Genomic DNA, 26,149 nt, shown 5'->3' on the forward strand with positions numbered 1-26,149 from the left:
AGATCCCTCCTGTCGGCAAGCTCACGTATCACTCGCGTGGGCGGGCGCATAAAATTTGGGTTACTTAACGGTAGTTAGCTCGGTGTGACTGCATCTTTGGGAGCGTGAGAGACCTTGGCCGGATCGGCTGATTTCGACCTGTACCGCCCGTCCGAGGAGCACGACATGCTCCGGGACGCGATCCGCTCACTGGCCGAGGCGAAGATCGCGCCGCATGCCGCGGCGGTGGACGAGGAGGCCCGTTTCCCGCAGGAGGCCCTGGACGCGCTGGTCGCGGCCGACCTGCACGCGGTGCACGTACCGGAGTCGTACGGCGGCACCGGCGCGGACGCGCTCGCCACGGTCATCGTGATCGAGGAGGTGGCGCGGGTCTGCGCGTCCTCGTCGCTGATCCCCGCGGTGAACAAGCTCGGCTCGCTGCCCGTCATCCTGTCGGGCTCCGAGGACCTGAAGAAGAAGTACATGACGCCGCTGGCCAAGGGCGACGCGATGTTCTCGTACGCCCTCTCCGAGCCGGACGCCGGCTCGGACGCGGCCGGGATGAAGACGAGGGCGGTGCGGGACGGCGACTTCTACGTCCTGAACGGCGTGAAGCGCTGGATCACCAACGCCGGTGAGTCCGAGTACTACACGGTGATGGCCGTCACCGACCCCACCAAGCGCTCGAAGGGCATCTCCGCCTTCGTCGTCGAGAAGTCCGACGAGGGCGTGTCCTTCGGAGCCCCGGAGCGCAAGCTCGGCATCAAGGGCAGCCCGACCCGCGAGGTGTACCTCGACAACGTTCGCATCCCGGCCGACCGCATGATCGGCGAGGAGGGGACGGGCTTCGCCACCGCGATGAAGACCCTGGACCACACCCGCATCACGATCGCCGCGCAGGCGCTCGGTATCGCGCAGGGCGCCCTGGACTACGCCAAGGGGTACGTCCAGGAGCGCAAGCAGTTCGGCAAGCCGATCGCCGACTTCCAGGGCATCCAGTTCATGCTCGCCGACATGGCCATGAAGATCGAGGCCGCCCGTCAGCTCACGTACGCGGCGGCGGCGAAGTCCGAGCGCGGTGACAAGGACCTCACCTTCCAGGGCGCGGCGGCCAAGTGCTTCGCCTCCGACGTCGCCATGGAGGTCACCACGGACGCCGTCCAGCTCCTCGGCGGCTACGGCTACACCCGCGACTACCCGGTCGAGCGCATGATGCGCGACGCCAAGATCACGCAGATCTACGAGGGCACGAACCAGGTCCAGCGGATCGTGATGGCCCGCAACCTGCCGTAGGTCCCGCGGCGCCCCGCACACGGGAGGGCCCCGGCAGCCACTGGCTGCCGGGGCCCTCCCGTACGACGTCTGTCGCGCGCTCTACCGGTCGCTGGTGACCGTGACCTTCTCGTCGTTCTTCAGCTGCTCCACCAGCTGCTTCACCTTGGCGGTGTCCCACTGGAGGTTGCCGTTGCCGCTGTTGCCCGAGATCGGCATGTTCATGGACTTGCCGTCGCCGCCGGTGACGCCCTTCATGGCCAGGAACATCGAGCCGAGGTCCCACAGCGACATGTCCTTGTCGACGGTGAGCGTGTCGAGGCCGGAGCTGAGGGTCGGGTACAGCTTGAAGGGGTTGAGGACCGTGGACGGGGTCGCCGTCTGGTTGGCGAGCGCCGAGAGGAACTTCTGCTGGTTCTTCGTACGGTCCAGGTCGCTGCCCGCGAGCGCGTACCGGGTCCGGACGAAGGCCAGGGACTGCTCGCCGTTGAGGGTCTGCTTGCCCGCCTCGAAGTCGGCGCCGGACTTGGTGTCCTTCATGCCGCCCTTGGGGATCTCGATCTCCACGCCGCCGACGGAGTCGACGATCTTGGCGAAGCCGGCGAAGCCGATCTCCGCGTAGTGGTCGATACGCAGTCCCGTGTTGGCCTCGACGGTCCGTACGAGCAGTTCGGGGCCGTCCTCCGCGTAGGCGGCGTTCAGCTTCACCTGGCGGCCGGTGCCCTGGAAGGTCTTGCCGGACTCGGAGCCCACGAAGGTGGGGATCGTCACGTTCGAGTCGCGGGGCAGCGAGACCATCGTGTTCCCGTTGTCACCGACGTGCAGGATCATCATCGAGTCGGTGCGCTTGCCGTCGGCGGAGCCCGTGTGGAGCTTCTTCTTCTCCTCGGCGGACATGCCCTCGCGGCTGTCGGAGCCGACGATCAGGTAGTTCGTGCCCTCGCCCGCGTCGGGACGGTCGATGACCTTCGACAGGTCGACGTCCCGGTTGAGCTTGGAGTCGGCCCAGAAGTACGTGCCCACGCTCACCACGACGAGGAGGGTGACCACGGTGATCGAGATCCACTTGATCCGCTTGCGCCAGTCCGGCGCGGGGCGGCCGGACCGCCCGTCGGGACCGGGGCCCTGCGGACCGCCGCCGCCCCCGTAGACCTGCCCCGTGTTGTATCCGTCGTAGCCGCTGTCACCGTGACCATCGGTGTACGACTGCTGCGGCGGGACCCCGTGGGGAGGTGCCGAGGAGTGCGGGGCGCCGCCCGGGCCGCGCTGCACCTGCCGCATCACGCGGGCGCCCTCGGGCTGGGCGCTCGCGCTGCCGCGGCCTTGGCGGTCGCCGCCGTTGTTTCCGGACCATCCCTGGGGCCAATCGTTCATGCGCCAAGTGTGCAGTGCCCGAGGGTGTGGCATACAAGGGTCTTCGGAAAATCGGATCAGGGCTGTTGCCAAGCTGATGCAAAGCGCCCCTTGCGCGCCCCGACATAGGGTGGGCGGTATGACAGACCAGGCCACCACCCCGGAATCCGATATTCCGGGCAAGCCGACTTCGGCGTCCAGGACCACCCTCAGCCACATCATGAGCCACAACGACACCAACCTGCTGGGAACGGTGCACGGTGGCGTGATCATGAAGCTGGTCGACGACGCGGCCGGGGCGGTCGCCGGGCGGCACTCCGGAGGGCCCGCCGTCACCGCCTCGATGGACGAGATGGCGTTCCTGGAACCGGTACGCGTAGGCGACCTGGTGCATGTGAAGGCACAGGTCAACTGGACCGGGCGTACGTCCATGGAGGTCGGCGTCCGGGTGCTCGCCGAGCGGTGGAACGAGTCGACTCCGCCGCAGCAGGTGGGGTCGGCGTACCTCGTGTTCGCGGCGGTGGACGCGGACGGGAAGCCGCGGCGGGTGCCGGCGGTGTGTCCGGAGACGGAACGGGACGAACGGCGGTACCAGGAGGCGCAGATCCGGCGCCAGCATCGGTTGGCCCGTCGCCGGGCGATTCTGGACCTCCGCGAACGCCGCGCGGCGGAGGGCCTGGACTGACCGGCCCACCCACCAAGGGGCGCCCACGCAGTTCCCCGCGCCCCTAAAAGTGCGGCCCCGCTGTAGTTAACCGCGCCGTTCCCCGCGCCCCTAAAAGTGCGGCCCCGCTGTAGTTAACCGCGCCGTTCCCCGCGCCCCTAAAAGGTGCGGCCCCGCTGTAGCTAGCCGCGCAGTTCCCCGCGCCCCTAAGGGCTCGGCTCCGCCATCGCCCCGCCAGGGGCGCGGGGAACGGCGCAGTCTTTGGCTTTTAGGGGCGCGGGGAACGGCGCAATCTTTTGCTCTTGGGGGCGCGGGGAACGGCGCAGGCTGTTGTCTTTGGGGGCGCGGGGAACTGCGCAAACGGCCCCCGGGGCCGCACCCGTGGGGCGGAGCGCTACGCCGGGGGGCAGATCACCTGGTCTCCCCTGACCGTGTCGAACTCCCCCTGCGCCGGATCGTCCGCACGGACCTTCCGCACCCCCGAGAAGTCCGCCCCCGCAAGCACCCTCATCACCGGCCCCTGCCCGGTGACCGCATGCAGCTCACTCCCCGGCAGCGCAGCCGCGAGCGACTTCGCGGACCGGTCCCACCGAGGGTCGTACCGCACGACAGTGCGCCGCAGCGTACGGTCCTGCGCGTTCACCGGCGCCCGCGTCGTACGGAACCCCGTCGCCGCCAGCCCGCTGTCGACCCGCCGCCCCAGCCCGGAGGTCATGGTCCCGTTCTCGACCTGGACCTGGATCTGCTGCGGAGCCACATCGACGCTCAGCACCTTGGACCGCACCCGGTGCGGAGCCAGCGGCTTGTCGTCGCGCAGGGTCCTGAACAGCCGCCCCGCCTTCTTGTCGTCCCACTTCAGCGTCGAACCGATGCCCTTGACGGCGTACCCCATCTGCCCGATCGGCACCGTCGTGAACTCCGAGGACGACGGCGAGAAGCCCCGCATCGCCCGCCCCAGAGCGATCAGCTCGTTCGTCCCGAAACCCTTGTCCGCCCGTACCGAGCCGAGCACGGACTGCGTCACGTCGCGGAACCTGATCGGGTTGAGCAGCACCCCGGACGACGTGGCCCGGGCGATCAGCGCCGCCAGGAACCGCTGCTGACGCTGCATCCGGCCGAGGTCGGACGCCCCGTCGACGTGCCGCGACCGCACGTACTGCAGTGCCTGGCCACCGTTCAGATCGTGCGTCCCGGTCGCGAGGTCGAGCCCGGTGACCGTGTCCTTCAGCGGCCGGACCGTGCAGATCCGCACCCCGCCGAGCACGTCCACGGTCTTCATGAAGCTGATGAAGTCGACCTCCAGATAGTGGTCGATCTTCACGTCGGTCATCTTCTCGACCGTGCGCACGGTCAGCTGCGGCCCGCCCTCCGCGTACGCCGCGTTCAGCTTGACCGGGTGCGCCTTGTGCCGGTCGCCGGTGGTCCGGTCGGTGTGCGCGGGCGTCTCGGCGTACGAGTCGCGCGGCAGGCTCACCACACTGGCCCGCTTCCGGTCCTCGGACAGGTGCACGATCATGACCGTGTCCGTGCAGTGGCAGGGGGCGCCGCCGAGCCGGTACTCCTCCTTCTCCCGCGCGGTGATCCGGTCCCGTCCGTCGGTGCCGACGAGGAGCACGTTCATGCCGTGGCCGCGTGCGGGCCGGTTCTTCATGTCCTTGAAGGGGTCGATCCGGTGGATGTCGGAGTCGAGGCCGGTGACCACCGCGTGTCCGACGCCGGCCGCCGCGAGCACCGCCACGGACAGCGCGGTCGCCACCCGCGTGGCCCACTGCGGCCGACCGACCCGTACGGGCTGCCGTACCGGGTGCCGGCGCGGGGGAGGAGCGGGGGAACTGGGCGGGGTGGTCAAAGCGGACACCTCCGCGTAGGCCGGGTGTGGGGGTCCGTGAGCACCGTAGGCCCATACGATCTGCTGCCCGGTGCAGGCACCGGGCGGCGCGCGTCGGTGTCCCCCGTTCGCGGTAACGTAATCCGCGATGAACGCCGAACCCGCCGTGCAGCTTCCCGCCGTGTCCGTGATCATGCCCGTCCTCAACGAGGAACGGCATCTGCGCGGAGCCGTCCAAGCGATCCTCGCCCAGGAGTACGCGGGCGAGATGGAGGTCGTGATCGCCATCGGTCCCTCCACGGACCGTACGGAGGAGATCGCGGCCGAACTCGTCCGCGAGGACCCGCGGGTGCACACGGTCCCGAACCCGACCGGCCGCACCCCCGCCGCGCTGAACGCCGCGATCAAGGCCTCCCGCCACCCCGTCGTCGTACGCGTCGACGGGCACGGCATGCTCTCGCCGAACTACATCGCGACCGCCGTACGGCTCCTGGAGGAGACCGGCGCGCAGAACGTCGGCGGCATCATGCACGCCGAGGGCGAGAACGACTGGGAGCACGCGGTCGCCGCCGCCATGACCTCGAAGATCGGCGTGGGCAACGCGGCCTTCCACACGGGCGGCCAGGCGGGCCCCGCGGACACGGTCTACCTGGGCGTCTTCCGGCGGGCGGCGTTGGAGCAACAGGGCGGCTACAACGAGGAGTTCATCCGCGCCCAGGACTGGGAGCTGAACTTCCGGATCAGGGAGGCGGGCGGCCTCATCTGGTTCTCGCCCGAGCTGCGGGTCTCGTACCGTCCGCGCCCCTCGATGCAGGCCCTGGCCAAGCAGTACAAGGACTACGGGCGTTGGCGCCATGTCGTGGCGCGCTACCACTCCGGCTCCATCAACCTGCGCTACCTGGCGCCCCCGACGGCGGTCGTCGCCATCATCCTCGGCCTCGTGGTGGGCGCGGCGGTGACCCCCTGGGGCTTCCTGGTCCCCCTCGGCTACCTCGTCGCGATCACGGTGGGCTCGCTGCCCGCGGGCAAGGGACTCCCCCTGAAGGCGCGGCTGCGCATCCCCGTGGCCCTCGCGACCATGCACATGTCGTGGGGCTGGGGCTTCCTCACCAGCCCGAAGGCACTGGCCAGGAAGGTCATCGCGTCCCGCCGCCCGGCGGTGACGACCGAGACCTGAGCGCCACCGCCGCCGAACACCGAGGGGCCGGAACCGCTGTCGTCGTGACAGGGGTTCCGGCCCCTCGCCGGTGCTGGGCCTCAGTACTGGTACGGCTTGTACACGGGCATGCAGGCGTCCTTCTTGGAGCCGTTGAGGGCGTCCGCGCTCGCGGGCAGGTCACCCGCCTCCGGAGTGGACTGCTTCGGGTAGGCCGTGCCCTCCCGCCAGTCACTGCCGATGGTCAGCGTGGTGGTGACCGCGTCGGCCGTGGCGCGCACCTGACCGCTCGGCACACCGACCGCCTCGGCCACCGACAGCGCGTTCGCCCGGCCCTGCGCCCCCGAGCTCTTCGGGTACGTGATCTGCGTCCGCGAGCTGGGATCGGCCTGCGCGCTCGCGGTGGCCTTCGCGAACCCCTTGCCCCGCAGGGCGCCCGCGATCGCCGTGGCCCGGCTGCCCACCGGCGCCAGCGCGCTGTCGCCGCCTGCCGTGCCGTTGACGACCGTGACGGCCAGGCCCTCGGCCGGCGCCGCCGCAGGACCGGTCGGCGTCGGGCTCGCGGACGCACCGCTCTTGCCCTTGCCGTCCTTGCCGCTCTTGCCGCCCTTGTCGAAGGAGATGTCGCTGCGGATCATCGACCACACCTGGTCCGCGTCCGTGGGCTTGGGGACCAGGTGGTTCGGGTTCTGCGGGTCCGTCACCGTGGGCATGGTCGTCATCGTGAACCGGTCCATCGGCACGGACTTGAGCTTCATCCCCAGGTCGTACAGCTTCTTGACCGTACCGATCTCCTCGGAGACCTCAAGGGACTCGGTGGCCGCCTCGGCGAGACCCATCAGCCTGCCGCTGTCGGTGAAGGCGTTCTGCTCCTTCAGCGTGCGGATCATCGAGTTCATGTACATGTGCTGGGCCTTGGCACGGCCCAGGTCGCTCTCGAAGGCGTGCCGGGTGCGCAGCCACTGCAGGGCCTGCTTCCCCTTGACCTTGTGGGTGCCCGCCGTCAGCTTCAGCCCCGAACCGCCGGAGACGCCCGGCAGCGAGCGGTCCCACACGTTCTGCCGCACACAGACCTCGACGCCGCCGACGGCGTCCGCCATCTTCACCACGCCGCCGAAGTCGACCATCATCCAGTGGTCGATGTAGACACCGGTGAGGTTCTGCCAGGTGGCCAGCGTGCAACCGGCCCCGCCGCGCTGCAGCGACATGTTGATGATGTTGGTGGTCTCCGGGTACGTCTCCCCGGTCTCGGGGTCCTCGCACTCGGGGATCTTCACCCGGGTGTCCCGCGGGATGCTCACGACGGAGGCGCTCTTGCGGTCCGCGGAGACGTGCACCAGCATCTGGACGTCGGCCAGCGGCTTGGTGCCCACCTGGTCCTTGCTGCCGCCGAGCTTCACGTTCTCCTTGGAGTTACGGCTGTCGGAGCCGAGGAGCAGGATGTTCAGCGGCGTCTGGCCGGCCGCGTTGGGCTCCGTCTTCTTGACGTCCGAATCACCGTTGTTGCGCTTGCCCTTGTCGATGTTGCCGTTCAGATGGCGGTAGTAGAGGTATCCGGCGCCGGCCGTCCCGAGTATCAGTACCGCCAGGACCAGCGCGAACCACCGGAGTATGCGCCGGGGTTTGCCGCCCTGCCGTCTCGCCCGTCTGCCGCCGTCCCCGCCGTCGTCGCCGCCGTTCCCGCCCGACGCGGTACGCGCCTTCGGCACCTGCCGCGCCTGCCCGGAGCCGCCGCCTGACTCTCCCGTCTGTGCGGAATCGTCACTTCGGCTTCGTTCTCCGGCATGCGAGGCGCGTGGACGAGCCCCCTCCCCACGCACACTGCTCTGCGCCATGTTCCTGCCTCCCCACCCTGCGCCTGACACAGGTCCGTCCTACGCCCTGTGAGACGTAGGACGGACCCGTTAGGTCACTTGGCGCACTCGACCTTGTCCGCCGTGGACTTCTCGACGTCCTCCGGCGCCGTCGACGGAGTGGTCAGAGAGACCCCGGCCCCCTTGAAGTCCTCACCGAGGGTCAGCGTGATCGCAGGAAGACCCTGGGAGTTGGTCACGCTCTTGCCCGGCTTCATGGCCGATCCGGACAGGCCCATGAGATCGGCGAGCCTGCGTGCCTGATCGGCCTGGTCGGGAGCGTACTCGACGGTTGTCTTCTTCAGCGTCGCCCCGGCGTTGCCCGCGTTCTCGGACTTCGTGATGCCCTCTTCGAGCTGCAGCCAGTTGAGGGTCTCCTGGGCGGAACCGGCGACCGCGCCGCCGTTGAGGACCCGTACACGGACATCGGCGGGGTCGGCCTTGCTGCCCTTGAGGCGGGCGGCCTCGGCGGCCTTCTCCTTCTTCTTCTCCTGCTTGACCGCGGTCAGCGAGACGTCGTCCTTGATCAGGGCGAACATCTCCTTGGCCTTGGCCTCCTGGAGGACCACCGTGGCCTTGACCTTCTCGGCGGGGTTGTCGACCACCGGCACGGTGGTGAAGGACAGGTTCTTGGTGGGGAACTTGCCCAGCTCGGTGCCGAGGTCACGGAGCTTGGTGATGCTGCTGATCTTCGAGTCGACGGTCAGCGCCTTGGTGCCCGCCTCCGCCAGCTTGAGCAGCTTGGTGGGGCTGGTGAGCGTGTCGTTCGACTTCAGCTTGCGCATCAGGGAGCTGAGGAACTGCTGCTGGATCTCGATCCGGCTGAGGTCGCCGCCGAAGCCCACGGAGTGCCGGGTGCGGACGAAGGCGAGCGCCTCCTCGCCCTGGATGCTGTGCTCGCCCTTGGACAGCTTGAGCTTGGAGTCCGGGTCGTCGATGTCCTTGGCGAGACAGACGTCCACGCCGTCGACCGCCGTGGTCAGCGTCTTGACCGCGTTGAAGTCGGCGATCATGAAGTGGTCCATCTTGACGCCGGTGAGCGCGGTGACGGTCCGCATCGTGCAGCTCGGCGTCCGGCCCTCCTGGCCCAGGCTCTCGTTGAAGCGCGTGTTCAGCGTGCCCGGGATGACCTTCGTGGAGCCGTCCTCCTGGGTCGTCGGACAGTCCGGGATGTCGGTGATCAGGTCACGCGGGATGCTCATCGCGGTGGCGTTCGTACGGTCCTTGGAGACATGCAGCAACACCGTGGTGTCCGCGTGCCCCGGACTGTCCGAGTCGCCGTAGCCGTCGTTCCCGTCACCGGTGCGCTTGTCGGTGCCCACCAGCAGGACGTTGATCGCCCGGTCCTTGCTGAAGCCGCCGGTCCCCGCGCCGTCGTCGGAGACGGACGTGATGTTGCCGTTTAGATGCTTCCAATAGAGGTACCCGGCGGTACTCGTCCCCACGAGCAGGAAGGCCATCGTGCCGCCCGTCCAGAGCAGTATCTTCTTGCCCCGCGACTTCTTGGTCCGGCCCTTGCGCCGGCCGGGCGGCGGTCCCTCGGGCGCACGGCGTCTGCGCGGACCGGGCACGCCGGGCTCCGGCGCCTCCTGCGGTGTCCCCTTGCGCTCCCGGCCGGGAGCGGTGCGCCCGCGCGGTGGCGCGGTGGCCCCCGCCGTTCTGCGGGAACGGGGACCTGGGACCGCCGACTGCGGTGCGGAATTCTGCAGTCGCAGTTCGTAGTCGCCTGTGTCCGGGTTGAGTACCCACTGGTCTGCGGGGTCGATATCGTCCGCCCGCCCACGGCCTTGCGCGTCCACGGTTGCTTGAGTCCTCCGTCGGGGCCACGCGGCGTCTTTTCCCCCTCAAAAAGACGCTCGGTCAGTCGGTCCAACCAGTGCGCGACTCCCAGGACAGACCTCGGGCCGGGTGCACCGGATCGCTCACACTATCCGGCCGGATCAGCGTCGAGCGACGACGGTGACGAATTCCACGTCCCTACAACCGGGCAATCCGCCCAATTCTTTGAACGCGCGTTCCCGCTCTTGGTATGCCCTTTACTCGGAGGGCTGTTCGGGCGTTAACCGCACACGTCCTCGGCGGCCGTGTTCCCCCGGAAAGTCGGCGCGGGACTCGGTGGAGGGGTCGGTGCGGCCGAGGTCCCGTCGGCCCGCTTTCCGCCCGATTTGCCGTCGGCCGCGCCCGATTCGGACCCGGGAGGCCCTTCCTGGCCACCGTCGCCCGGCCGGTAGCGCTCGAAGTCGTATGAATAGCCGCGCCTGTCCTGGTTGTCGACCGGCTCCGAAGTGCTCCTCTTTGCGCCGGAATCCTCCGGAACTTCCTTCGCGACCTCCAGCGGCGCGTCCGTGCGCAGCCGCTCGAAAAGTTTCTCCGCCGCGGGTTCCACGAGCTGGTCGCGATTGGCGTCGAGGGCGTACGACTCCCTCGGCACGGTAAGGAATTGCACCCGTTCGGTGGGGATGTTGCGCATACCGCGCACCAGGTCGTACAGCCCCCGCAGGTTCGCCAGTCCGGGGTCGGTCGTGAGGGACGACGTCGCCGCGTCCAGCACGGGATAGAGCTTCGCGGGATTCAGCAGTACGTCGTTGCTGCGCACCTTGTTGACGAGCGCGCCCAGGAAACGCTGCTGGCGGTCCATCCGGTCGGTGTCGCTGCCGTCGCCGATGGTCTTGCGGGCCCGCACATAGCCGAGGGCCTGCTCGCCGTCGAGCCGTACCTTGCCCGCGGGCAGCCGCAGTTTCGCGGCGGGGTCGTCGATCGGCTCGTCCAGGCACACCTCGACGCCGTCGACCGCCTCGACCATGTCCTTGAACCCGTGGAAGTCCACCACCATGTGATGGTCCACGCGCACGCCGGTCAGCTTCTCGACGGTACGGATCGTGCAGGCCGGACCGCCTTTCTGGAAGGCGTAGTTGAACATCGAGAACACGGGTGCGGTGCGGGCGCCGTCCGCGCGCCGGCAACTCGGTATGTCGACCATGAGGTCGCGCGGGAGCGAGACGGCGGTGGCGCTGCGCCGGTTCGCCGCGAGGTGCAGCAGGATCGTGGTGTCGGACCGCTCGGTGCCGGAGTCCCTGCCGTACTTGCGGTTGCCCTGCCCGGACCGCGAGTCCGACCCGATCAGCAGGATGTTCTGCGCGGCGCGTACGAGCGCGGTGGGCCGTTCCCTCTCGTACCGGGCGAGTTCGGCGGCCGTGTCGTCGTCCGAGGTGATGTTGGCGTTCAGCTTCTCGTACACCGCCCAGCCGGCTCCCGCGGCGCCGACGAGGGTCACGGCGACGCCGATACCCGTCCACCGCAGCCACCGCCTGCGACGCCGGGCGACACCGGTCCCGGTGGCGACAGACCCCCCACCGGGCCCGACCACCCCATCACCCCGCGCCCCACACTCCCGCCTCGCCACACCGCCGCCTCCTCCGCTCCCCTACGACCATGCCGCGAACCGGCGGCGAGGGCCCCGGGTGGTGGGCCGAACGGGGGACAGCGGGTGCGCGTGGTCGAGGGCGAGCCCAAAAGACTGCGCAGTTCCCCGCGCCCCTTCAGGGGCGCGGGGAACTGCGCAAAGGGGGGGCAAGGGGGCGCAGCCCCCATGTGTGGGCGGGAACGGGTAGGGGCGGCGGGGGCGAGAAAACGCCTCAGCGAGCCGTGGCCGTGACCCGCTCGCTCTCGATGCGCTTGGCGAGCGCGTCCGCCCCGACCCGATCAAGGTGACGGCACAACACCACGGACCCCCCAGAGGCCAGCGGGGCGTACAGCCCGGCACTCACCCCCTCCCACGTGTCATAGGACAACGCGGACAACAACCGCCCCCCGGGCCCGGTCAGATCCAGCACCCCCGCATCCCCCCGAGCCCGCTCGACAACCTCCGCCCCCGAGAACTCCGCCCCGGCAACGACCAGCGCCGCCCCCTCCGGATCCACAGGCCCGTACGGCCGGAAGACGTCCCCCTGGCCGGGCACCTCCACGGCGTAGTCGACGTACCCCACCGGCACCTGCGCGAACCGACGCCCCAGCGGCGCGAGCGACAGCGCCACCCGCTCCCCGGAACAGGCGAGCCCGGCCTCGAACTGCCCGGGTCCGGCGACCACATGATCGGCGTCCCCCGCGTCACCCCCGACCTGCGCCACGACACCCACCGAGGAGCACGCGAGCAGCCACACCGCCGTCTGCCAGTGCGCGGGCAGCAGCAGCGCCACCCGGTCGCCGGGCTCGGCGCCCAGTTCGCCCTGGAGCAGATTCGCGGTCTTGGCCACCCAATTGGCGAAGGTGGCCACGGACAGTTCCACACGTTCGCCGGTGGCGTCGTCGTAGAAGGTCACCAGGGGGCGCGCGGGGTCCGCGGCGAGCGCGGATCGCAGCAGGTCGGCAGGGGTGCGGTCGATGGCGGTCACGGGAGGCAAGGGTACGCGGGCGGCTGCCCGGGCGGGGCAGACAAGGGCACCGGTTCGGCGGAGTACGACCGACGGTCCGTCATATCCCGGATGGACAGATAAGTCTGACTATGTCCAGGATCAGGGGCATGCGCGGACATCTAGCTTCCTCGATCGCCGTCACCTGTGCGGCCGCCCTGGCCCTCCCGGCGGCCCTGTCCTCGGACGCCGCGGCCACCCCCTCGGCGGCCGAGAGACGGACCACCGGCAACGCGACCCCGGGCGGTACGACCCCCGGCAGCACCCAGTCCCTCCCGCTCGCCCCTCTCACCCCCAGCACCCCCCGCACCCCACCCTCCTCCTCACCCTCGTCCCCGTCCTCGGGCGACCGCACCCTGCCGCCCCCCGCGCTCGCGTCCGCCCAGGGCCTGGCCCGCCGGGACGTCCGGCGCTTCTCCCTCGTGGGCGTCGTCTGGGACGACCCGGACAGCGAACTGCACGGCCGGGTCCAGGTCCGTACCCGCGCGACCGGCACCACGACGTGGTCCGCCTGGCAGGACGTGGACACCCACAACCACGAGCATGCGGCCGACCCGGACACCGCGGAGCGCGCCTCCGGCCGGGTGCGGGGTTCCACGGCACCGCTGTGGGTGGGCGACTCGGACGGTGTGGAGGTCAGGGTCCAGGGCGAGGCGGACGGCCGCACGGGCGCCGACGGAAGGGCCGTCACCGCCGAGCCCCTCCCCAAGGGCCTGCACGTCGAACTGGTCGACCCCGGCGCCGAGCCCCCGCCCCAGGGCCCCGAGGTGAACGCCCCGCCCCCGGGTGTCCTGACCGCCGAGTCCGCGGCGGCGGCCTCCGCCGTCAACGCCGAGCTCGCGCCCATCGGTGCCACCGAGATCCCGGCCCTGAGCCAGAAGGAGACCCGGGCCGACCTGCTGGAGACCCGTGGCGAGGAACTGGACCCGACTGATACGACAGATACCGCGGGCGCGGCGGACACGGTCGCCGCGGGCGCGAACCAGCGCGCGAAGCCGTACATCGGAGCCCGGCCGCGCATCGTCACCCGCCGGGGCTGGGGCGCCGACGAGGGGCTGCGGGAGTCGAACTTCAGCTATACGAAGACGGTGAAGGCCGTCTTCGTCCACCACAGCGCCTCGGGCAACAACTACCGCTGTGCGCAAGCGCCTTCAGTCATCCGCAGTATCTACCGCTACCACGTCAAGAGCAGTGGCTGGCGCGACATCGGCTACAACTTCCTCGTCGACAAGTGCGGAAACATCTACGAGGGCAGGGCCGGTGGCGTGGCCAAGCCGGTGATGGGCGCACACACGCTCGGTTTCAACAGCAAGAGCATGGGGATCGCCGTCCTCGGAAGTTTCGGCAAGGCGAACCCGCCCGCCGCGTCGGTGAAGGCCGTCGCGAAGCTCACGGCATGGAAGCTCGGCCTCTACGGGGCGAACCCGCGCGGCAAGACCTACCTCAAGTCGGGAGGCGGAAATCTATACCGAAAAGGAAAGAACGTACGACTCAATGTAATCTCCGGTCACCGGGACGGATTCGCCACCGAATGCCCGGGCGGCCGGCTCTACGCGAAGCTCGGCAAGGCCCGTGCCACTTCGGCCCGCTACCAGGGACGATGACGTCCGGTCGGCGGGAACGGCGCGGCCCGGCACGCCGGGTCGCCCGGACCCGGCGGCTCCCCACGGCCACCTCCCAGAGGCGCCCCACAGCCATCGAAACGGTCTGCATACACTGGCCGGTCGAATGACCGTTCGGCCGGCCCCAGCAGGAAGCAGAGACGACAGGTGACAGAAGCGATCCTCCTGGTCGGCGGCAAGGGCACCCGGCTGCGCCCCCTCACGGTGCACACGCCGAAGCCGATGGTTCCGGCGGCCGGCGTACCGTTCCTCACGCATCAGCTGGCGCGGGCGAGAGCGGCGGGGGTCGAGCACATAGTGCTGGCCACGTCCTATCTGGCCGAGGTGTTCGAGCCCTACTTCGGCGACGGCTCGTCGCTGGGGCTCCACATCGAGTACGTCACCGAGGACGAGCCTCTCGGCACCGGCGGCGCCATCCGGAACGTTGCTTCCCATCTGAGATCGGGCCCCGACGACCCCGTACTGATCTTCAACGGAGACATCCTGACCGGCCTGGACATCCCGGCCCTGGTCGACACCCACCGGTCCTCGGGCGCGGACGTCTCGCTGCACCTGACCCGGGTGACGGACCCGAGGGCGTACGGCCTGGTCCCGACGGACGCTTCGGGCCGCGTACAGGCATTCCTCGAAAAACCCCAGACCCCCGAGGAGATCGTCACCGACCAGATCAACGCGGGCGCGTACGTCTTCCGCCGGTCGGTCATCGACTCGATCCCCGTGGGCCGCCCCGTCTCGGTCGAACGGGAGACCTTCCCGGAGCTCCTCGCCACCGGCGCGCACCTCCAGGGCATGGTCGACTCCACGTACTGGCTGGACCTGGGCACTCCGCAGGCCTTCGTACGCGGCTCCGCCGACCTGGTCCTCGGCAGGGCGCCGTCCCCGGCGGTCCCGGGCCGCTGCGGCGACCGCCTGGTCCTGCCGACGGCCTCGGTCGCCCCCGACGCCAAGCTGACCGGCGGCACGGTCGTCGGCAGCGGCGCGAGGGTGGGGGAGGGGGCGCGCGTCTTCGGCAGCGCGATCCTGGCGGGCGCCGTCGTGGAACCGGGCGCGGTCGTCACGGACTCCCTGATCGGCGCCCGGGCCCGGGTGGGCGCCCGCTCGATCCTCACGGGCGTGGTCGTGGGCGACGGCGCGACGGTGGGCCCGGACAACGAACTCCGAGCAGGCGTACGAGTCTGGTGCGACGCCCACATCCCCGAGGCGGCCCTGCGCTTCTCCTCGGACCAGTAGCACCCGGCGGGTACCCCGCTTTCAGCCCGTCCGGCGTTTGAGGACCGGGGGCTCGGGGCGGAGCCCTCGGGTGGTGACGGGACAGGTAGGGGGGCGGGGCGAAGAAAGCCCGCCCCGCCCCCCCCCACTCACAACAGCCCGATATCCCCGCGAGGCATCTTCGGATGCCGCCGAGCCGGCGTACGCCCGCTCAGCAAGATCAGCCGAGCAGCCCGATGCCGCTGCCCCGCATAAGGCTCCAGCAACTCCAGCATCACGGAGTCGTCCGCATCCCGATCCCCCGCCAACGCATACCCCACGATCCCGGGAAGGTGCAGGTCCCCGACCGTCACCGCATCCGCCGCCCCATGACTCCGCTGCACGACCTCCGCCGAGGTCCACGGCCCCACCCCGACCACCACCTCGAGCCGCTCCCGCGCGGCGACCGGATCGAACGCCACGGCCTCCTCCATCCGCCGAGCCACCCGCACGGCCCGCAGAATCGTCGACGCCCGCTTGTTGTCGACCCCGGCCCGGTGCCACTCCCACGAGGGAATCAGCGACCAGACCCGCGGCTCGGGCATGACGAACATGCGCCCCTCCACGGGCCCGGGCGCGGGCACGCCGTACTTCCGCACGAGCAGCCGCCACGCCCGGTACGCCTCGTCGGTGGTGACCTTCTGCTCCAGCACCGACGGAATCAACGACTCCAGCACCAGCCCGGTACGCGTCAGCCGCAGCCCGGGCCGCCGGTGCCGGGTCATCGCGACCAGCCGGTGCCGGGGCTCGAAGGCGTCGGGATCGTCGGACTCGCCGAGCAGCAGCGGAAGCCGGTCGAGCAGCCACTCGGCGCCCGGCCCCCACGCCTCTCCCCGCACCACACCCGCGCGCGCGGACACCCGCAGCGTCCCGGGCCCGACAGGGGTGAGGCTGGCCCGCCACACGGACCCGTCCGGAGTCGCACGGAAGGTCGGATCGGCGGGCCCCCGCCGCAGCGGCCCGAGCACGAGCCCCAGATCGAGCGGCCAGGGCGGCACCCAGCTCCGCGTCCGCCCGCCGCCGCTCCCGGCCGCCGCCGACCGGGGCACGGGCACGACGACATGCCCACCGCGCACGGTCGTACGCGTGGGCCGCTGTTCGAAGCGTCCGGCCACGGATGAGGTCCTTCGGTGATTCGGTGATTCGGTGATTCGGTAATTCGGTAAGAGGTCCTTCGTAAGACGCTGCTCGGAATGCCCGCACAAGGTGGGGCGGCAGCAGCAGCCGGCCCCCCACCCTCTCAGGTCACCGCACCTCGATGAACGCCCCCGCGTCCCGCTCGGCCCGAGCCTTCGGTTCCTCCGCCGCGTGCCCCACGGCGACGGCCCCCATGGGATCCCAGTTCTCCGGCAGCGCGAGCACGTCCCGCACGACCTCCCGGCAGAACATCGTCGACGACACCCACGCGGACCCGAGCCGCTCCCCGGCGAGCGCGACCAGGAAGTTCTGCACCCCGGCGCCGGTGGCGACGACGAACATCTCCCGTTCGGCCCCGTCGCGCCGCGCGTCGCCGTACGTGTGGGACCCGTCCATGACGAGACACGGCACGACGAGATACGGGGCCTTGCGCAGGACGTCCCCGCGGCGCACCCGCTTGGCGATGGACTCCGCGCTCTTCCCGTCCCGCTCCAGATCGGCGATCCAGGCGTCCCGCATGGCGTCGAGGAGCCGCGTACGCGACTCGGCCGTCTCCAGGAGGACGAATCGCCACGGGGTCGTGTGATGCGGGGCCGGCGCGGTCACCGCCGCGGCCACCGCACGCCGTACGGCACCGGGGTCGACGGGCTCGTCGGTGAAGGCCCGTACGGTACGCCGCTGGGTGACGGCCTCCCGTACGGCCTCGGAGGTGCCGAGCCGGAACATGTCGTCGCGCGCGCCCCGGACCATGCCCCGTGTCCCCTCCTCCGCGCCGCCGTCGGTGCCCACCACGCGGGACAGCCCGCGCACGACGGCGACGGGCAGTCCGGCGGCCTTGCCCTTGACCAGGTCACCGGCGGCGGCCAGCTCGTCGGCGGTGGCGACGACGGTGGCGCCCAGCGCATTCCCGTGCGCGTCCGTGCCGCCCCGCAGATCGTCGAGTACGCGCACTCCGGCGGCCCCGATGGCGACATCGGTGAGCCCGGTCCGCCAGGGCCGGCCGAAGGTGTCCGTGACGAGGACGCCGACCTCGACACCGAGCGCGTCCCGCAGGCCGTCCCGGATCGTGCGCGCGGAGGCGTCGGGGTCCTCGGGCAGCAGCAGGACGGTCCCGGCGGGTGTGTTGGAGGCGTCGACCCCGGCGGCGGCCATCACGAGCCCCTGCCGGTTCTCCACGATCCGCAGCGGACCGCGCCGGGCCACGACCCGTACGGTCTCGGCGTCGATGGCGGCCTCCCGGTCCACCGCCTCGACGACCCGGCCCTCGGCCTTCGACACGATCTTCGAGGTGACCAGCAGCACATCCCCGTCCGCGAGCCCCTGCCCGGCGCCGACACCGCTGCCGTCGACGGCGCCGGCGATCAGCTTGGCGAGGTCGTCACCCGGCCGTACCTCGGGCAGACCGGGCAGGGCCCAGACGCGGTAGCCGGGCGCACCGGACGGCGGTTCCCCGGCCGTCCCGCTCCCGGATGTCTCGTCGCTCAAGCTCCCCGCACCTCCTCGGCCAGCGTCAGTGCCTCGCGGGCCATCTCGGCCGTCGCGTCGAGGTCGGTCATCATCAGCGGGACGGCACGGCAGCGGATGCCCGCCTCGGTGACCCGCTCGACGACGGCGGCGTCCACCGTGTCGACCAGCCAGCCGTCGAGGAGCCCCGAGCCGTAGTGCTCGGCGACCGCGGCCGCCGTGGACTCGACGCCGACGGCCGCCAGGACCTTGTCGGCCATGCCGCGCACGGGGGCGTCGCCGACGATGGGGGAGAGGCCGACCACCGGCACCCCGGCGTCGGCGATCGCCTCCCGGATGCCCGGCACGGCGAGGATCGTGCCGACGGACACGACGGGGTTGGACGGCGGGAAGAGGATGACGTCCGCGGAGGCGATGGCCTCCAGCACCCCGGGCGCAGGCTTGGCCTGGTCGGCTCCCACGGGCACCACCGCGTGCGCCTCCACGGAAGCCCGCAGCCGCACCCAGTACTCCTGGAAGTGGACGGCCTTGCGCTCGCCGTCGATCTCGACGGCCACATGTGTCTCGACGCGGTCGTCGGACATGGGGATCAGCCGGACGCCCGGCTTCCACCGGTCGCACAGCGCCTCGGTGACGGCGCTGAGCGGATATCCGGCGCTCAGCATCTGCGTACGCACGATGTGTGTCGCGAAGTCCCGGTCGCCCAGTCCGAACCAGGAGGGACCGGCGCCGTAGGCCGCCAGCTCCTCCTTGAGGTGGAACGTCTCGTCGGCCCGCCCCCAGCCCTGTTCCTCGTTGATACCGCCGCCGAGCGTGTACATCACCGTGTCGAGGTCCGGGCAGACCTTCAGCCCGAAGAGGTGGATGTCGTCCCCGGTGTTGCCGATGACGGTGATGTCCGCGTCCGGCGCGGCCTGCTGGAGACCACGCAGGAACCGGGCACCGCCGATGCCGCCTGCCAGAACCACAATGCGCATGGCATGCAGTCTTGCAGGCGGCTACGACAACGCGTCAGCCGGTCACAGGACCTCGGCCATCGAGCACCGGGCGTTGGGCGCTCCCCCGGCGGAACGGAGCTGCGACTGGGGGAGCATCGGCATCTCCGTCAGCCCGGGGTAGTAGACGTGCAGGCTTATGGCCGGTTCGAGCGAGTCGTTGACGACCTCGTGCGCGTAGCCGGGCGCGAACACCCGCTGCGCTCCCGCGGCCAGCGCGCGCGTGCCCCGTTCGGTGCGCTCGGTCAGCGCGCCCTCCAGGACGGTCAGCACACCGGAGGAGGGGCCGTGGTCGTGCAGCCCGCTGCCCTGCCCGGGGACCCAGGAGAGCAGCCACACCTCGTAGCCGGGGCCGGTGCGCAGCCGGTGGTACCAGCGGGAGGCCGCGTCGTAGCGGACGAGGTGCTCCCACTGGGAGCGGTCGGCGGCGATGGAGCGGGCGAGGCCGACGAACTCGGCCACGGTGGCCGGGTGTTCGCGCGGCGGCTGGAGGAGGTGCGGTACTTCGAGGATGTCGCCGGCGATCTGGAGGTCGCTGTCGCTGTTCATGGGGTGCGGTGGTTTCCTCGGCGGAAGAGAGTGCTGGAGGTCTGGGATGTCACGTACCGGCGGCCCGGATCGCGGGCGTGAGGTGTGCCCTGATACGGGCGGAGGGACCAGCGGCCGGCCTCAGTGGACCGGGCGGCAGCGGGAGCGCGGTGAGCTCAACAGCTGCGACAGCAACAGCTACAGCGAGCCTGGACAGCACCGAGGGACCCGGCGGTGCGGGTCGAGGTGAGTGCCAAGTTCGCGAGCATGCCCACCAGCACACCGGTTCACACCCGCACTGTCAACTTGACGTCCGATATGTGGGAGATCTTTCACCTCATCCGGGCCACCTCGGAGGTGAAAGGTTTGTGCAGGAGGTTGCCGGGACACATGGCGCACAACCGGGCGCACGAACCTCGGCGCGACCCCGCGATCCCTGTGTGATCCCCGTGATCCCCTGTGATCCGGTTCGCTTCGTCGATCGTGCGGAACGAGATCGAACTCCTGGGCGTCTTCCTCTGTACAAGTCCTGTGCGGAGTGGGCGTCCCGCTGGCTCTCTTTCGGCTGTCAGGGTTTATGCCGATTTGAACACTTTCCGCATAGCCTTGGTTCCGCAGAGTGAATAAGGGGCCCAATAGCAGATCTCGGCTTGACTGGGCCGGAGCAGCGCAATTGTAATTTCACTCGTGTCGTTCAGCCGAAATCGGTAGCGGCAGCATCACGGGGACGCGAGACGGACGAGGGGCGCACATGACCGAGCTGTTTCAGGAACTGCTGGTCGACGAGGCCGAAGAGGAGATCGGCTGGCAGGAGCGGGCGCTCTGCGCGCAGACCGACCCCGAGTCCTTTTTCCCCGAGAAGGGCGGCTCCACCCGCGAGGCGAAGAAGGTCTGCCTCGCCTGCGAGGTCCGCTCGGAATGCCTTGAATACGCCCTCGCCAACGACGAGCGCTTCGGTATCTGGGGCGGTCTGTCCGAGCGTGAGCGGCGCCGTCTGAAGAAGGCCGCCGTCTGACCGTGGCCCGACGCGGCCCGACAGGGACCTGAAGTGACCTGATCGCATCCGGTCGCACTTCGGTCACACTCTGATCGTGTTCCGATCGAACGGCGCACACCCCTACGTAGTGATACGTAACGCACGGCCCGTCGCGGGTGGGTTGTCCACAGGCGGCGGGCCGCGCCGTTGTGCAGCCGTTAGTGTGGGCCTCCGTCCGAGACGCCCCGTGATCCCCGTGAGGACACAGGCGTCCACCGCAGTCCAGCGAACCGGGGCCCGTACCTCGATGTCCGTGCACAGCCATTCGGCAGGTCAGTACGACACTGCCACTGCAGCGTTCGACCCGGCCGGCCCGATGGTGTCCGACCCGGGGCGCCCGCCCGAGTTCCCGAAGCACGTGGTCACCGCCGTGCTCGTCTCGCACGACGGTGCCCGCTGGCTGCCCGACGCCCTGTCCGGGCTGCTCGGCCAGGAGCGCCCCGTACAGAACGCCGTGGCGGCCGACACCGGCAGCGCGGACGCCTCCGCCCAGCTGGTCACCGACGCCCTCGGCGCCGACCGGGTGCTCCACCTCGCGCGGCGCACGGGCTTCGGCCAGGCCGTCGAGGAGGCCGTCCGCGTCGCGGGCGTGCTGACCCCGGAGGAACTTCCGTACCTGAAGCGCCCCAGCGGCTGGGACCCGGTCACCCGCACCTGGCGCGACGACACGTACGACATGCCGGAGCTGCCGCACGGCGAACCCGAGCAGTGGCTGTGGCTCCTGCACGACGACTGCGCCCCGGAGCCCGACGCCCTGGCCCAGCTGCTGCGCGTCGTGGAGAACGAACAGGAACTGGGCAAGGACGTCGCCGTCATCGGCCCCAAGCTCCGCGGCTGGTACGACCGCAGACAGCTCCTCGAGGTCGGCGTGACCATCGCCCACAGCGGCCGCCGCTGGACCGGCCTCGACCGGCGCGAACAGGACCAGGGCCAGCACGACCACGTCACCCCCGTGCTGGCCGTCTCCACCGCCGGCATGCTGATCCGCCGCGAGGTCTACGAAGAGCTGGGCGGCTTCGACCGCAGGCTGCCCCTGATGCGCGACGACATCGACCTCTGCTGGCGCGCCCAGTCCGCGGGCCACCGCGTCCTGGTCGCCCCCGAGGCGGTCGTACGGCACGCCGAGGCGTCCTCCAGGGAGCGCCGCACCGTCGACTGCGTGGGCCGCACCTCGGCCTCCCCGCACAAGGTCGACAAGGCGGGCGCCACCTACACCCTCCTCGTCAACTCCCGCACCGCGGTCCTGCCCTGGATCCTCGTGCGGCTCGTGCTCGGCACCCTGCTGCGCACGGTCGCGTACCTCGTCGGCAAGGTCCCCGGGCAGGCGGTCGACGAGATCCGCGGCCTCCTGGGCACCCTGCTGCGACCCGAGCGCATCATCGCGGGCCGGCGCAGGCGAGGCACCCCGCAGGTCGACAAGGACGAACTGCGCGCCCTGTTCCCGCCCCCCGGCGCCACCGTCCGGGCCACCGTCGAACAGGCCGCGGGCAACCTCGTGGGCCGCTCCGACCCCGAACTGAACGCGGCGGGACGCCACGGCAGCGCGGTCGAGTCCGGACCGGGCGGCGACGACGCCGACTTCCTCCAGGTCGAGCAGTTCGCCCGCCTCAAGCGCGTCGCCCGCAAGCCCGGGCCCATGGTCTTCGTGGTGCTCCTCTTCTTCACCCTCATCGCCTGCCGTGAACTCCTCGGCGGCGGTGCGCTCGCGGGCGGCGCGCTGCTGCCCGCCCCCGCGGACTCCTCCGCGCTGTGGTCGCGCTACCTGGACGGCTGGCACCCCGTCGGCGCCGGCGGCACCCAGTCGGCGCCGCCCTACCTCGCGCTCGTCGCCATGCTCGCGAGCGTGCTGTTCGGCTCCGCGGGTCTCGCGGTCACCGTCCTGCTGATCGGCTCGGTACCGCTGGCCGGCTTCGCCGCTTACTTCGTCTCCCGGCCGCTCGTCGAGTCGCGCCTGCTGCGCGCCTGGGCGTCCGTCGCGTACGCCTTCCTGCCCGCCGCCACCGGCGCCCTCGCGGGCGGCCGTCTCGGCACCGCCGTGCTCGCCGTCCTGCTGCCGCTCATCGCGCGCGCGGGCATCGCGGCGAGCGGCCTCGCCGCGGAGTCCGGCCGCGGCAGCTGGCGTGCCACCTGGGCGTACGCGCTCCTGCTGACCCTCGCCACCGCGTTCACGCCGATCGTGTGGCCCATCGCGCTGGTGCTCGGCGTCGCCCTCGCGGTCGTGCGCCGCGGTGACATCGCCGCCTACGGGCTGCGCTTCCTGGTCCAGCTCGGCACCCCGCTGCTGGTCCTCGCCCCCTGGTCGCTCACCCTGCTCCCGTTCGGCTTCTTCCAGGAGGCCGGCATGGAGTACGAGTCGGGGGCGGCCTCCGCACTCGACCTGCTGGGCGCGAGCCCCGGCGGACCCGGCACGGTCAGCGGGCTGATGCTCATCGGCATCGTGTGCGCCGCCGTGGCCGCCCTGATGCGCGCGGAACGGCAACTGGGCATCTGGGCCGCCTGGACGGCCGCCCTGGTGGCGCTCGTCTTCGCCGCCCTGTCGAACGGCTCCACCTGGGCGGGACCCGCCACCCTCGTCTACGGCCTCGCCTTCCTCGCCGCCGCCGCGCTCGGCGCCGACGGGGCCCGCTCGCGCGTGGCCGAGCAGAGCTTCGGCTGGCGCCAGCCGGTCGCCGTCCTCATCGCCTTCGCCTCGGCCGCCGGGCCCCTGCTCATCGCCGCCGGCTGGATGATCCGCGGCGCGGACGGTCCCCTGGAGCGGCGCGATCCCGTCCAGGTGCCCGCGTTCGTCGCCGAGGAGAGCGGCACCCGCGACCAGGCCCGCACGCTCGTCCTCGGCAGCGACACGGCGACCAAGGTCGGCTACACCCTCGTCCGCGGCTCCGGCGCCCGTCTCGGCGACGCCGAACTGGCCGCGGCGGACGGCGAGAACAAGATCCTCGACAAGGTCGTCGCCAACCTCGTGGCGGGCTCCGGCGCCGACCAGGCCGACCAGCTCGGCGGCTTCGCCGTGCGGTACGTCCTGGTGCGCGACGGCGCGCCCCGCGAGGTCAGCCGTGTCCTCGACTCCACACCGGGTCTGAGCCGGCTCAGCCAGCAGGACGGCAGCGCCCTGTGGCGCGTGGACCGCCAGGTCGCGCGCGCGGCCGTCGTTCCCGCGTCCGGCGACCCGCAGCCCATCGCCGCCGGACCCGTCGAACTGCACACCAAGATCCCCGCCGGCGCCGAGGGCCGCGTGCTGCGCCTCGCGGACACCGCCGACGAGGGCTGGACGGCCACCCTCGACGGGAAGCCGCTGACCCGGACCACGGTCGACGGCTGGGCCCAGGGCTTCGAACTGCCCGCCACCGGGGGCCGCCTCGACGTCACCTTCGAGGCGCCGTTCGGGCACACCGGCTGGCTGTGGGCCCAGGGCGCGCTCGCCGTCGTCCTCGTGGTGCTCGCGCTGCCGGGACGCCGCCGCGACGTCGACGACGACCTCCCCGAGGAAGCCGTCGAACCCGTCGAGTCCGCGTCCGGCGAGGGCCGCAGGGCCCGCCGCCTGCGCGCCCAGGCGGAGGCCGAACAGACCGAACAGGCCGCCCAGGCCGAGCAGGCGGAACACCCCGACGCGTTCGCGCCCGACGCCCCGCCCGCCCCGGGGGAGGCCCCCGCGGTCGCCCCGGTCCCGCAGCAGCAGTCCTACGACGAGTGGGACGCGACGACGTACGGCGCCGAGTACGGCACCTACGAGCAGCAGCAGTACCAGGGCGCCCCGCAGTACCCCGCGGGCACCTACGAGCAGCAGCAGTACCAGGCGGACCCGTACCAGGCGGACCACTACGACCCGTACGCGGCCTACGGCACGGGGAACGCGGGCTACGACCCGTCGCAGAGCTACGGCCAGGGTTACGACCCCTCGTACGACCCGGCGCAGCAACAGCAACAGCAGCAACAGCAACAGCAGCAACAGCAGCACCGACAGCAGCAGCCGCACCAGCAACCGCCGCACGGCACCGACAGTGAGCGCCCCGACGGGAGCCAGCAGTGAACCGCACCACCGTGTCCCTGATCGCCGGCGTGACCGCGCTCGCCGCCGTCACCGGCTTCGCCTCGATGTCCGAGCCGCAGGCCGCCGGGGAGGACACGGCCAAGGCTGCCGCCCAGCTGCCCGTGGAGCGCACCAGCCTGCTCTGTCCGGCTCCCAGCACCTCGGACCTCGCCGAGACCGCGTACACGTCCTTCACACCCGTCACCAAGGGCACCGGTAAGAGCGGCAAGGCCGAGCTGGTGGCCGCGGGCGCGCAGCCGACCGACGCGGCCGACGACGAGGCCGACGAGGACGAGAAGCAGGACAGCGAGCAGGGTGACAAGAAGGACGACGAGAAGGACGGCGGCAAGGACGGCAAGAAGGAGAAGCCCGTCCTGACGCCGAAGGAGCCCGGGAAGCCGGTCACGGCCAAGGCCTCCGGCGCCGAGTCGCCCGCGCTCGTCGGCACGGCCGAGGGCAGGTTCGCACCCGGCTGGGCCGTCCAGCAGACCACCGAGGTGGAGGCGGGCACCGGCCGCGGCCTGCTCGGCACCAGCTGCTCGGCCCCGGACACCGACTTCTGGTTCCCGGGCGCCAGCACCGCCAAGGAGCGCACGGACTACGCGCACCTGACCAACCCCGACGACTCCGCCGCCGTCGCGGACATCGAGCTGTACGGCAAGGACGGCGTCCTGAAGTCGACGGTCGGAGAGGGCATCAAGATCCCGCCGCACTCCAGCGAGTCGGTGCTCCTGTCGACCCTCATCGACGAGCCGGAGACCAACCTCACCGTGCATGTCACGGTCCGCAGCGGCCGGGTGGCCGCCGCCGTCCAGGCGCTGGACGACACGCTCGGCGGCGACTGGCTCGCCCCCTCGGCCGCTCCGGCGGGCAGCCTCGTCCTGCCGGGCATCCCGAAGGACGCCACCTCCGTACGGCTGGTCGCGTTCGCGCCCGGTGAGGCCGATGCCGACCTGAAGGTGCGGCTCGCCTCGCCGACCGGCACGATCACTCCCGCCGGGCACGAGACGCTGCACGTGAAGGCCGGTATGACGGCAGCCGTCGACCTCGGCGACGTCACGCGCGGCGAGGCGGGTTCGCTGGTGCTGACACCGACCGGGAAGTCCACTCCTGTCGTCGCAGCCCTGAGGGTCGTACGCGGCAAGGGCGACAACCAGGAGACGGCGTTCATCCCGGCCACGGGTCCGGTGGGCGCGCGGGCGACGGCCGCCGACAACCGTGCCAAGGGCTCCACGCTCTCCCTGGTCGCCCCGGGCCGCGGCGCGAAGGTCAAGGTCACGGCCTCGGCGGGCAGCGACGGCGGAACGGCCGCCTCGAAGACGTACACGGTCAAGGCCGGCACCACGCAGGACGTCGAACTGCCCGTGCCCGCCGGCCTCAAGGGCACGTACGCGCTCACGGTGGAGCGGCTGTCCGGCGGGCCCGTCCACGCGTCGCGCATGCTCGAAGCGGCCGAGGGCGGCGTGCCCATGTTCACCGTGCAGACGCTTCCGGACGACCGGGGAACGGTGAAGGTACCGGAAGCCGAGCAGGACCTCTCGGTGCTGCAGAAGTAGGGCGGCACCGGTAACCAGGGAG

General features: G+C 71.1%; 18 protein-coding genes. 8 read left to right on the forward strand and 10 right to left on the reverse strand.

Going from position 1 to position 26,149, the window contains the following annotated elements; all coding sequences use genetic code 11:
• Positions 1 to 114: 114 nt before the first annotated feature.
• Positions 115 to 1,272 (forward strand): acyl-CoA dehydrogenase, encoded by a 1,158-nt coding sequence (locus IE278_RS28745; protein WP_189776160.1) that lies wholly within the window; start codon positions 115 to 117, stop codon positions 1,270 to 1,272.
• 81 nt (positions 1,273 to 1,353) lie between these two features.
• Here IE278_RS28745 and IE278_RS28750 read toward each other — a convergent pair whose 3' ends face one another.
• A complete protein-coding gene (locus tag IE278_RS28750; protein WP_189776161.1) occupies positions 1,354 to 2,625 on the reverse strand; it encodes an LCP family protein in 1,272 nt (423 codons plus the stop codon).
• A 118-nt stretch (positions 2,626 to 2,743) separates the two neighbouring features.
• On the opposite strand from IE278_RS28750, the gene IE278_RS28755 reads away from it, so the two are divergent.
• On the forward strand, positions 2,744 to 3,289 hold the full coding sequence (locus IE278_RS28755) for an acyl-CoA thioesterase (RefSeq protein WP_189776162.1): 546 nt from the start codon (positions 2,744 to 2,746) through the stop codon (positions 3,287 to 3,289).
• Positions 3,290 to 3,662: 373 nt separating this feature from the next.
• Here IE278_RS28755 and IE278_RS28760 read toward each other — a convergent pair whose 3' ends face one another.
• Complete coding sequence (locus IE278_RS28760; RefSeq protein WP_444546116.1) at positions 3,663 to 5,117, reverse strand: LCP family protein; 1,455 nt, start codon at positions 5,115 to 5,117, stop codon at positions 3,663 to 3,665.
• Positions 5,118 to 5,244: 127 nt separating this feature from the next.
• Between IE278_RS28760 and IE278_RS28765 the strand changes: the two genes are divergently transcribed.
• Positions 5,245 to 6,273, forward strand: a complete 1,029-nt coding sequence (locus tag IE278_RS28765) for a glycosyltransferase family 2 protein (RefSeq protein WP_189776164.1) — start codon at positions 5,245 to 5,247, stop codon at positions 6,271 to 6,273.
• Between the two features lie 80 nt (positions 6,274 to 6,353).
• Here IE278_RS28765 and IE278_RS28770 read toward each other — a convergent pair whose 3' ends face one another.
• The 4 genes from IE278_RS28770 to IE278_RS28785 form a co-directional block, all read right to left on the reverse strand.
• Positions 6,354 to 8,087, reverse strand: coding sequence for an LCP family protein (locus tag IE278_RS28770; RefSeq protein WP_189776165.1), 1,734 nt, complete (start codon positions 8,085 to 8,087; stop codon positions 6,354 to 6,356).
• A gap of 74 nt (positions 8,088 to 8,161) precedes the next feature.
• Positions 8,162 to 9,904: an LCP family protein gene (locus tag IE278_RS28775; RefSeq protein WP_189776166.1), complete on the reverse strand. Its 1,743-nt coding sequence runs from the start codon at positions 9,902 to 9,904 to the stop codon at positions 8,162 to 8,164.
• A 260-nt stretch (positions 9,905 to 10,164) separates the two neighbouring features.
• Positions 10,165 to 11,472, reverse strand: coding sequence for an LCP family protein (locus IE278_RS28780; RefSeq protein ID WP_189776167.1), 1,308 nt, complete (start codon positions 11,470 to 11,472; stop codon positions 10,165 to 10,167).
• Between the two features lie 268 nt (positions 11,473 to 11,740).
• The gene (locus IE278_RS28785; protein WP_189776168.1) at positions 11,741 to 12,496 is read right to left on the reverse strand and encodes a TIGR03089 family protein; all 756 of its coding nucleotides are present in this window, start codon (positions 12,494 to 12,496) and stop codon (positions 11,741 to 11,743) included.
• A 110-nt stretch (positions 12,497 to 12,606) separates the two neighbouring features.
• Between IE278_RS28785 and IE278_RS28790 the strand changes: the two genes are divergently transcribed.
• Together IE278_RS28790 and manB are read left to right on the forward strand one after the other, a co-directional pair.
• A complete protein-coding gene (locus IE278_RS28790; protein WP_189776169.1) occupies positions 12,607 to 14,118 on the forward strand; it encodes a peptidoglycan recognition protein family protein in 1,512 nt (503 codons plus the stop codon).
• Between the two features lie 165 nt (positions 14,119 to 14,283).
• Positions 14,284 to 15,366, forward strand: a complete 1,083-nt coding sequence (gene manB, locus IE278_RS28795; protein WP_189776170.1) for a mannose-1-phosphate guanylyltransferase — start codon at positions 14,284 to 14,286, stop codon at positions 15,364 to 15,366.
• 128 nt (positions 15,367 to 15,494) lie between these two features.
• Here manB and IE278_RS28800 read toward each other — a convergent pair whose 3' ends face one another.
• The 4 genes from IE278_RS28800 to IE278_RS28815 all read right to left on the reverse strand — a co-directional run bounded on the left by IE278_RS28800 (position 15,495) and on the right by IE278_RS28815 (position 19,529).
• The gene (locus tag IE278_RS28800) at positions 15,495 to 16,499 is read right to left on the reverse strand and encodes a DNA-3-methyladenine glycosylase family protein (RefSeq protein WP_189776171.1); all 1,005 of its coding nucleotides are present in this window, start codon (positions 16,497 to 16,499) and stop codon (positions 15,495 to 15,497) included.
• A gap of 130 nt (positions 16,500 to 16,629) precedes the next feature.
• A complete protein-coding gene (locus tag IE278_RS28805) occupies positions 16,630 to 18,006 on the reverse strand; it encodes a coenzyme F420-0:L-glutamate ligase (RefSeq protein ID WP_189776172.1) in 1,377 nt (458 codons plus the stop codon).
• Positions 18,003 to 18,962: a 2-phospho-L-lactate transferase gene (cofD, locus tag IE278_RS28810; protein WP_189776173.1), complete on the reverse strand. Its 960-nt coding sequence runs from the start codon at positions 18,960 to 18,962 to the stop codon at positions 18,003 to 18,005. The genes IE278_RS28805 and cofD overlap by 4 nt, the downstream gene beginning before the upstream one ends.
• 42 nt (positions 18,963 to 19,004) lie before the next feature.
• Positions 19,005 to 19,529, reverse strand: a complete 525-nt coding sequence (locus IE278_RS28815; RefSeq protein WP_189776174.1) for a cysteine dioxygenase — start codon at positions 19,527 to 19,529, stop codon at positions 19,005 to 19,007.
• A gap of 730 nt (positions 19,530 to 20,259) precedes the next feature.
• On the opposite strand from IE278_RS28815, the gene IE278_RS28820 reads away from it, so the two are divergent.
• The 3 genes from IE278_RS28820 to IE278_RS28830 all read left to right on the forward strand — a co-directional run bounded on the left by IE278_RS28820 (position 20,260) and on the right by IE278_RS28830 (position 26,127).
• Positions 20,260 to 20,523: a WhiB family transcriptional regulator gene (locus tag IE278_RS28820; RefSeq protein WP_107022476.1), complete on the forward strand. Its 264-nt coding sequence runs from the start codon at positions 20,260 to 20,262 to the stop codon at positions 20,521 to 20,523.
• A 268-nt stretch (positions 20,524 to 20,791) separates the two neighbouring features.
• The gene (locus IE278_RS28825) at positions 20,792 to 24,571 is read left to right on the forward strand and encodes a glycosyltransferase (RefSeq protein ID WP_189776175.1); all 3,780 of its coding nucleotides are present in this window, start codon (positions 20,792 to 20,794) and stop codon (positions 24,569 to 24,571) included.
• Positions 24,568 to 26,127 carry a DUF5719 family protein gene (locus tag IE278_RS28830; RefSeq protein ID WP_189776176.1) on the forward strand — a complete coding sequence of 520 codons (1,560 nt, stop codon included), beginning with the start codon at positions 24,568 to 24,570 and terminating at the stop codon, positions 26,125 to 26,127. Before IE278_RS28825 ends, IE278_RS28830 begins: the two co-directional genes overlap by 4 nt.
• The last annotated feature ends 22 nt before the right edge of the window (positions 26,128 to 26,149 follow it).

The organism is Streptomyces tauricus (assembly GCF_014650955.1).
GTDB lineage: Bacteria > Actinomycetota > Actinomycetes > Streptomycetales > Streptomycetaceae > Streptomyces > Streptomyces tauricus.

Excerpts from the sequence above, each read along its gene's own strand:
- IE278_RS28825 (WP_189776175.1), top strand. The coding sequence starts at position 20,792 with ATGTCCGTGCACAGCCATTCGGCAGGTCAGTACGACACTGCCACTGCA.
- IE278_RS28750 (WP_189776161.1), bottom strand. The coding sequence starts at position 2,625 with ATGAACGATTGGCCCCAGGGATGGTCCGGAAACAACGGCGGCGACCGC.
- IE278_RS28790 (WP_189776169.1), top strand. The coding sequence starts at position 12,607 with ATGTCCAGGATCAGGGGCATGCGCGGACATCTAGCTTCCTCGATCGCC.
- IE278_RS28820 (WP_107022476.1), top strand. The coding sequence starts at position 20,260 with ATGACCGAGCTGTTTCAGGAACTGCTGGTCGACGAGGCCGAAGAGGAG.
- IE278_RS28765 (WP_189776164.1), top strand. The coding sequence starts at position 5,245 with ATGAACGCCGAACCCGCCGTGCAGCTTCCCGCCGTGTCCGTGATCATG.
- IE278_RS28815 (WP_189776174.1), bottom strand. The coding sequence starts at position 19,529 with ATGAACAGCGACAGCGACCTCCAGATCGCCGGCGACATCCTCGAAGTA.
- cofD (WP_189776173.1), bottom strand. The coding sequence starts at position 18,962 with ATGCGCATTGTGGTTCTGGCAGGCGGCATCGGCGGTGCCCGGTTCCTG.
- IE278_RS28770 (WP_189776165.1), bottom strand. The coding sequence starts at position 8,087 with ATGGCGCAGAGCAGTGTGCGTGGGGAGGGGGCTCGTCCACGCGCCTCG.
- IE278_RS28755 (WP_189776162.1), top strand. The coding sequence starts at position 2,744 with ATGACAGACCAGGCCACCACCCCGGAATCCGATATTCCGGGCAAGCCG.